The organism is Achromobacter sp. K91 (assembly GCF_003576205.1).
GTDB classification, from domain to species: Bacteria; Pseudomonadota; Gammaproteobacteria; order Burkholderiales; family Burkholderiaceae_B; genus Achromobacter; species Achromobacter aegrifaciens.
Map to the genome: position 1 here is coordinate 22,203 of NZ_QWFB01000001.1, position 6,023 is coordinate 28,225.

At 69.0% G+C, this 6,023-nt stretch carries 6 protein-coding genes; all 6 read right to left on the minus strand.

Annotation, left to right across the window (positions count from 1 at the left end; genetic code table 11):
- Positions 1-2: 2 nt before the first annotated feature.
- The 6 genes from DXK93_RS00125 to DXK93_RS00150 all read right to left on the minus strand — a co-directional run bounded on the left by DXK93_RS00125 (position 3) and on the right by DXK93_RS00150 (position 6,019).
- Positions 3-485 carry a YbaK/prolyl-tRNA synthetase associated domain-containing protein gene (locus DXK93_RS00125; RefSeq protein WP_054453853.1) on the minus strand — a complete coding sequence of 161 codons (483 nt, stop codon included), beginning with the start codon at positions 483-485 and terminating at the stop codon, positions 3-5.
- Positions 486-604: 119 nt separating this feature from the next.
- Positions 605-1,324: a response regulator transcription factor gene (locus tag DXK93_RS00130; protein WP_119448988.1), complete on the minus strand. Its 720-nt coding sequence runs from the start codon at positions 1,322-1,324 to the stop codon at positions 605-607.
- A 131-nt stretch (positions 1,325-1,455) separates the two neighbouring features.
- Positions 1,456-2,940: an efflux transporter outer membrane subunit gene (locus DXK93_RS00135; RefSeq protein WP_119448989.1), complete on the minus strand. Its 1,485-nt coding sequence runs from the start codon at positions 2,938-2,940 to the stop codon at positions 1,456-1,458.
- Between the two features lie 6 nt (positions 2,941-2,946).
- Complete coding sequence (locus DXK93_RS00140) at positions 2,947-4,092, minus strand: ABC transporter permease (protein ID WP_119448990.1); 1,146 nt, start codon at positions 4,090-4,092, stop codon at positions 2,947-2,949.
- A complete protein-coding gene (locus DXK93_RS00145) occupies positions 4,089-5,054 on the minus strand; it encodes an ABC transporter ATP-binding protein (protein ID WP_054453859.1) in 966 nt (321 codons plus the stop codon). Before DXK93_RS00145 ends, DXK93_RS00140 begins: the two co-directional genes overlap by 4 nt.
- Positions 5,051-6,019, minus strand: a complete 969-nt coding sequence (locus tag DXK93_RS00150; protein ID WP_119448991.1) for an HlyD family secretion protein — start codon at positions 6,017-6,019, stop codon at positions 5,051-5,053. Before DXK93_RS00150 ends, DXK93_RS00145 begins: the two co-directional genes overlap by 4 nt.
- Positions 6,020-6,023: the final 4 nt, after the last annotated feature.

Genomic DNA, 6,023 nt, shown 5'->3' on the forward strand with positions numbered 1-6,023 from the left:
GATCAGGCCTTGATCAGCGGCGCCTCGTCGGGCGCGGCCAGCCGGAAGTAGTCTTCCGTATTCAGGAGGATGGAGGCGTCCAGGCGGCCGGCGTTGAATACGATTTCACCATGGCGTTCGCGCAGGCTTGGGTCCACCAGCAGGTGCAGGTCCGGATTGAAAGTGAAGGGCGGAATGGCCCCGATCTCGCAGCCGGTGAGTTCTCGCGCCAGGTCCTGCGACGCCAGCGAGGCCTTCTTGCCGCCGGCCGCGCGGGCGATGGCGTCCAGGTCGGCCTGCTTGTCGGCCGGGAACACCGCCAGCACGTTGCGGCGCTGGTTGGAGGATATCTTGACGCGGCAGACCAGCGCCTTGGCGCCCTGGCTGACCTCGGTGCCGCGGATCGCGGCGACTTCGACGGAGCGGCCGGCCGCGGCGTGTTCAATCAGGCGGTAGCGGGCCTGGTTCTGGGCAAGCAAGGCTTGCAGGCGTTCGTAGACTTCCATGTCGGGGCGCGTAGATCGGGATGTGGCGGGGCGCAGGCCGGGAGTCGGCCTCGTACGCCGCATGATACGCCCGCCGCGCGGCGCCGCGGCGGCGCGTACGCTGATCCGGGCCAGCCTCCTCAGATTTCTCCGGTAAAGGCGTAACCCCAGCCCCAGACGGTGCGGATCGGCAATTCCAGGTTCAGGTCCTGGGCCTTGCGGCGCAGGCGGCTGACCAGCACGTCGGTGCGGCGCATCGATTCGTGGCCGCCATGCGAATCGGTGATGGCTGCGTCGGCGCGCGGCAGGCGCTTGTCGGCGGAAGCCGTCAGCTTGAGCAGGAACTCGCGCTCGGCCAGCGTCAGGGCCAGGCGCTTGCCTTGCGGGCTGACCAGCGTCCAGGCCGCATCATGGAATTGCCATTTGCCTGCCGCGTCGCCTGGCGCCGGCTGCGCCAGACGCGGCTCGGCGTCGACGGCGCGCCGGCCAGGCGCGGGGATGCGCCGCACCAGCGCCTGCAACGCAGCCGCGATTTCCGTTGCGCCCGCGTCAGAGGGCAGGCAGACGTCTGCGCCGCAGTGCAGGCCGAGTATGCGATTTTCGGGCGAGTCGAAGGTGGAGATGGCGACGATGCCCGCGGTGGTGTCCAGGGCGCGCAGGCCAGCCACGGCCATGCAGAGATCGGACAGCTCGGCTTCCATCACCAGCAATGGGGTGCGGCGGGCCTGAAACAGGCGGCACAAGTTATTGGAGTCTTCGCACAACCGGGGCGAGAAGCCCATTTCCGCCAGCGCCGCGCCGCGGTGCGCGCGCACTCCGGGATCGGGAGAGAAGACGATCAGGTCTAGTAGGTCATTCATGAATCGTTGTGATCTGTGCAGCATGAGCGCATGCATGATGCATCGGATACAGCGATTTCCTAAACCCCGCACAACGCCACTTTATTACCCGAATTCTCGGGCAAGGTTACGCAAGGCGCGTCGCGGCACCGTTATGGTGCGTCGGCGGACGTTTCATTCCACCAACCGCCGCCCAACGCCTGCAGCAGGGCGGCGGTGTCGGCGTGGCGCGCCGCGTCCGCGGCGGTGCGCGCAATGCGTGTCTGAAGCAGTTGGCGCTGGCTGTCCAGCAGGCTCAGGTGGCTGATGCCGCCGGCCTGGTAGCGCCCTTGCGCGATGCGCTCGGCCTGGTCGGCGCGGCGCCAGGCCTCGTCGCTGGCCAGGTAGGCGTCGCCGTCGGTCTGCACCGCGCGCAAGGCGTCGGCGACCTGCCGGAAGCCCTCTAACACTGTTTGACGGTAACCGGCCGCGGCCGCGTCGTAGGCGGCCTCGGCCGAGCGCGTGCGCGCGCGCAGCTCGCCACCATGGAACAGCGGCTGGACCAGGCCCAGGCCCAGGCTCCAGACGTTCAGGCCATCGGACAGGTCGCCCGCGCGGGTGCGTTGCGAGCCGAAGCTGGCGGTCAGGGTGAATTGCGGATACTGGTTGGCGACGGCCACGCCGACATTGGCCGAGGCCTGATGCCAGAGCGCTTCGGCGGCCAGGATGTCGGGCCGCTGGCGCGTCAGGGCCGAGGGCACGCCGGTGGGCACGTTGGCGGGCAGCGTCAGGTCGGCCAGCCGCAAGGGCGCGGACCGCAGCTCGGCTGGCGCCAGCCCGAGGTAGGCGGCCAGCTGGTGCGTGGCCTGAGCCAGCTGGTATTCCAGCGGCGGCAGCGTGGCCAGGGTCTGCGCGACCAGCAGCTCCTGGTTGCGCAGATCGGCCTCGGACACGCCGCCCGCCTGCTGGCGCTGGCGCATGATGTCCTGCTGCCGCTCCTGCGCCGCAAGCAATGCCCGCGTGTCGGCCAGGCGTTCGTTCAGGTCGGCCTGGCGGATGGCGGCAGTGACCACGTTGGCGGCCAGCGACATGCGCGCAGCCTGCAGCTCATGCGCCTGGTAGTTCACCTGCGCGCCCAGGCCTTCCAGCGCGCGGCGATTGCCGCCGAACACGTCCAGCGTGTAGGACACGTCGATGGACGCGTTGTAGAGCGTGAAGGGCGGGGGCTGCTCGGCCACCGGCACGCCGAAGGCTGCAGGGTCCACCTTCTGCCGCGTCACCGACAGGTTGCCGTCGACCTGGGGCAGCATGCGGCCGCCGGTTTCGGCGTTCAGGTCTTCATTGGCCTGGCGCAAGCGGGCGCGCGCCTGCTCCAGCGTGGGGCTGGCCTGCAAGGCCTGCCGGACCAGCTGGTCGAGCGCTTCGGAGCGGAACAGCTGCCACCATTGCGCGGGGATGTCGACGCCGTCCTGCAGGCGTTGCGCGCCGCTGGCGGCTGAGGCATCGCGAGGCGCGGTGTAGGCGTCGACCCGCGGCGGTGCCGGACGCTCGAAGTCCGGCCCCACGGCGCAGCCCGCGAGCAGCGCGCACAGGACCGGCGCAGCCAGGCGCAAGGGCGCGGCGGCGGACGGGAAGGGCAAGGGCGTGGAGCGGGACATGGCGGTTCAATCCAGGGTGCGGCGGTAGAACTTCACGGCGGCGGTCATGACGACCACGGTAAACACCAGCAGCGGCCAGATGCTGGGCCACAAGTCCCACCAGCCGTTGCCTTTGAGCAGGATGCCGCGGATCAGGCGGTTGAAGTGGGTCAGCGGCAGCAGGTTGCCCAGGTATTGCGCCCACATCGGCATGCCCTGGAACGGGAACATGAAGCCGGACAGCAGCATGTTGGGCAGGAAATAGAACATGGTCAGCTGCATGGCCTGCAACTGGTTCTGCGCCAGCGACGACAGCGTGATGCCCACGGTCAGGTTGGCGGCCACGAACACCAGCGCAGACAGGTACACGGCCAACAGCGACCCCTGGAACGGCACGTGGAAGACGAAGTGCGCGGCCAGCAGGATGATGCTGGACTGGATCAGGCCTATCGCGATGTACGGCACTATCTTGCCCGTCATCACTTCGATGGGCAGCACCGGCATCGCCAGCAGGTTTTCCATCGTGCCGCGTTCGCGCTCGCGCGTGATGGCCAGGCCGGTCATCATCACCAGCGTCATGGTCAGGATCACGCCCATCAGGCCCGGCACGGTGTTGTATTGCGAGATCTGCTCTTCGTTGTAGAGCTGGTGCACCAGCACGTCGAAGGGCGGCTGGCCGCCGGCCAGGCTGGCCAGCGGTCCGGTCAGGTCCTTGGTCGCCACGGCCTGCGACAACTGCGTGGCCGCGCCGATGGCCAGTCCGGTCGCCATGGGGTCGGTGGCGTCGGCCTCGATCAGCAGCGCGGGGCGCTCGCCGCGCAGCAGCTTGCGGCTGAAGTCCGGCGGAATGGTCAGGACGAACAGGACGCGCCCTTGCGCCAAGGCCGCGCGGCCCGCTTCTTCATTGTCCAGCTCTTCGATGATATGGAAGTAGTCGGACGATTTCATCGCCGCGACGAAGCTGCGCGTGAACGGGCTGTGGTCGGCGGCGATGACCGCCGTCGGCATCTGCTTGGGATCCGTGTTGATGGCGTAGCCGAACAGCGCCAGCTGCATGATGGGCAGGCCCACGATCATGCCGAAGGTGATACGGTCGCGGCGCAGCTGCAGGAACTCCTTGAGCACCATGCTCCACCAGCGCGACCAGGAAAAGCCTTGCAGATGGCGCATCATGGCGGGCTCGCGAAGTTGTCGGTGGAGCGTTTCATCAGGTAGATGAAGACATCCTCCAGGCTGGTGGCTATGGGTTCCAGGGTCAGGTCCTGGCCGGCGATGGCGTCCCTGAGCGTGCGTTCCAGCAGGGCGGCGTCGCGGCCGCTGATGTGCAGCGCCGAACCGAAGGCCACGGTCTGGTCCACGCCCGGCGCGTTGCGCAGGCGCTGCGCCAGAGGCACCAGGTTGTGGCCGTGGATGGCCCAGGTGGTCAGGCCTTGCTCGGCGATGACGTCCTCGGCCGTGCCTTGCGTCAGCAGCCGGCCGTAGGAGATGTAGGCCAGCTTGTGACAGCGTTCGGCCTCGTCCATGTAGTGCGTGCTGACCAGCACCGAGATGCCGCGCGCCGCCAGTTCATGCAGCTGCTCCCAGAAGTCGCGCCGCGCGGTCGGGTCCACGCCCGCGGTGGGTTCGTCCAGCAGCAGCAGCTTCGGCTGATGCAGCAGGCAGGCCGCCAGCGCCAGGCGCTGCTTCCAGCCGCCGGACAAGGAACCCGTCAACTGGCCGGCGCGGCTTTGCAGGCCCAGGTCTTCCAGCGCGCGGTCCACCGCCGCGCGCCGTTCGGGCATGCCGTACATGCGCGCCACGAAATCCAGGTTCTCGCGGATGGTCAGGTCGTCCCAGTAGGAGAACTTCTGCGTCATGTAGCCGACGTGCCGCTTGATCTGCGCGCTGTCGCGCAGAATGTCGTAGCCCAGGCAGGTGCCGCTGCCCGAATCCGGCGTCAACAAACCGCACATCAGCCGGATGCTGGTCGTCTTGCCGCTGCCGTTGGGGCCCAGGAAGCCGAAGATCTCGCCTTCCCGCACTTGGAGCGACACGTCGTTGACGACGTGCTTGCTGCCGAAGCGCTTGTTCAGGCCGTGCACGTCGATGACGTATTGCCCGGCGGATGCTTCCTGCGTGGCGGCGGGCGCGCTCATTGCAGCACCGCTTCCACCGGCTGGCCCGGATGTAGCCGCGTGGCGGCTTCGGGCGCTGGCCGCGCCTGCACCATGTAGACCAGCTTGCTGCGGCTTTCGCGGCTGTAGATCACGGGCGGCGTGTACTCGGCCTGGGTCGATATGTAGTCGATGCGCACGGGGATGGGATCGCCGCAGCCATCGCAGCGCACCGTCGCCTGTTGCCCCACCTTCAGCGCGCCCAACGCCGTTTCCGGAACGAAGAAGCGCACCTTGATGTTGCCCGGCGGCAGCAGGCTGACGACCGGACTGCCGGCAGGCACCCATTCGCCCACGCGGTAGAGCGTGTCGAATACCAGCCCCGCGGCCGGCGCCGCCAGGCGCTTTTGCGCCAGCGTCCATTCCGCCTGGGCCAGCGCGGCGCGGGCCGCATCGACTTGGGCGGCCTGGGCGCGGCGCTGGTCGTCGCGGCCGGGCAGGCGGGCCACTTCCAGCTGGGCCTGCAACTCGCGCACGCGCGCCGCGTCCGATTGCGCCTGTTCGCGGCTGTCGTCCAGCTGCGCGCGCGCGATGCCGCCGATGCGGAGCTGGTCGGTATCGCGCCGCAGTTGCGCCGCCGAGCGGCGGCTGGCCGCCTCGGCCTGCGCCAGCTGGGCGCGGCTGACGTCCACTTCGGGCGGACGCTTGCCGGTGGCGATGTCTTCTTCCTGGGCCACGGCGGCGGCCAATTGCGCGCTGGCCTGGTCGCGCGCCGCGGTTTCGCGCGTGGCTTCCAGCGCGAAGAGCGGCGCGTCGGCTTGCACCTGCTGGCCGCGCCGCACCGGCAGCTCGGCCAGCCGGCCGGCCTCGGACGACGCCACGTAGACATATTCGCCTTCGGCGTAGCCCTGGAAAAAGGCGCCGTTGTCCTTGCCGCAACCGCCCAGGGCAAGCACGGCCAGCGCAGAGGCGGGCAGGGGGCGGCGCAAGGCCTGTCTCTTATACACATCT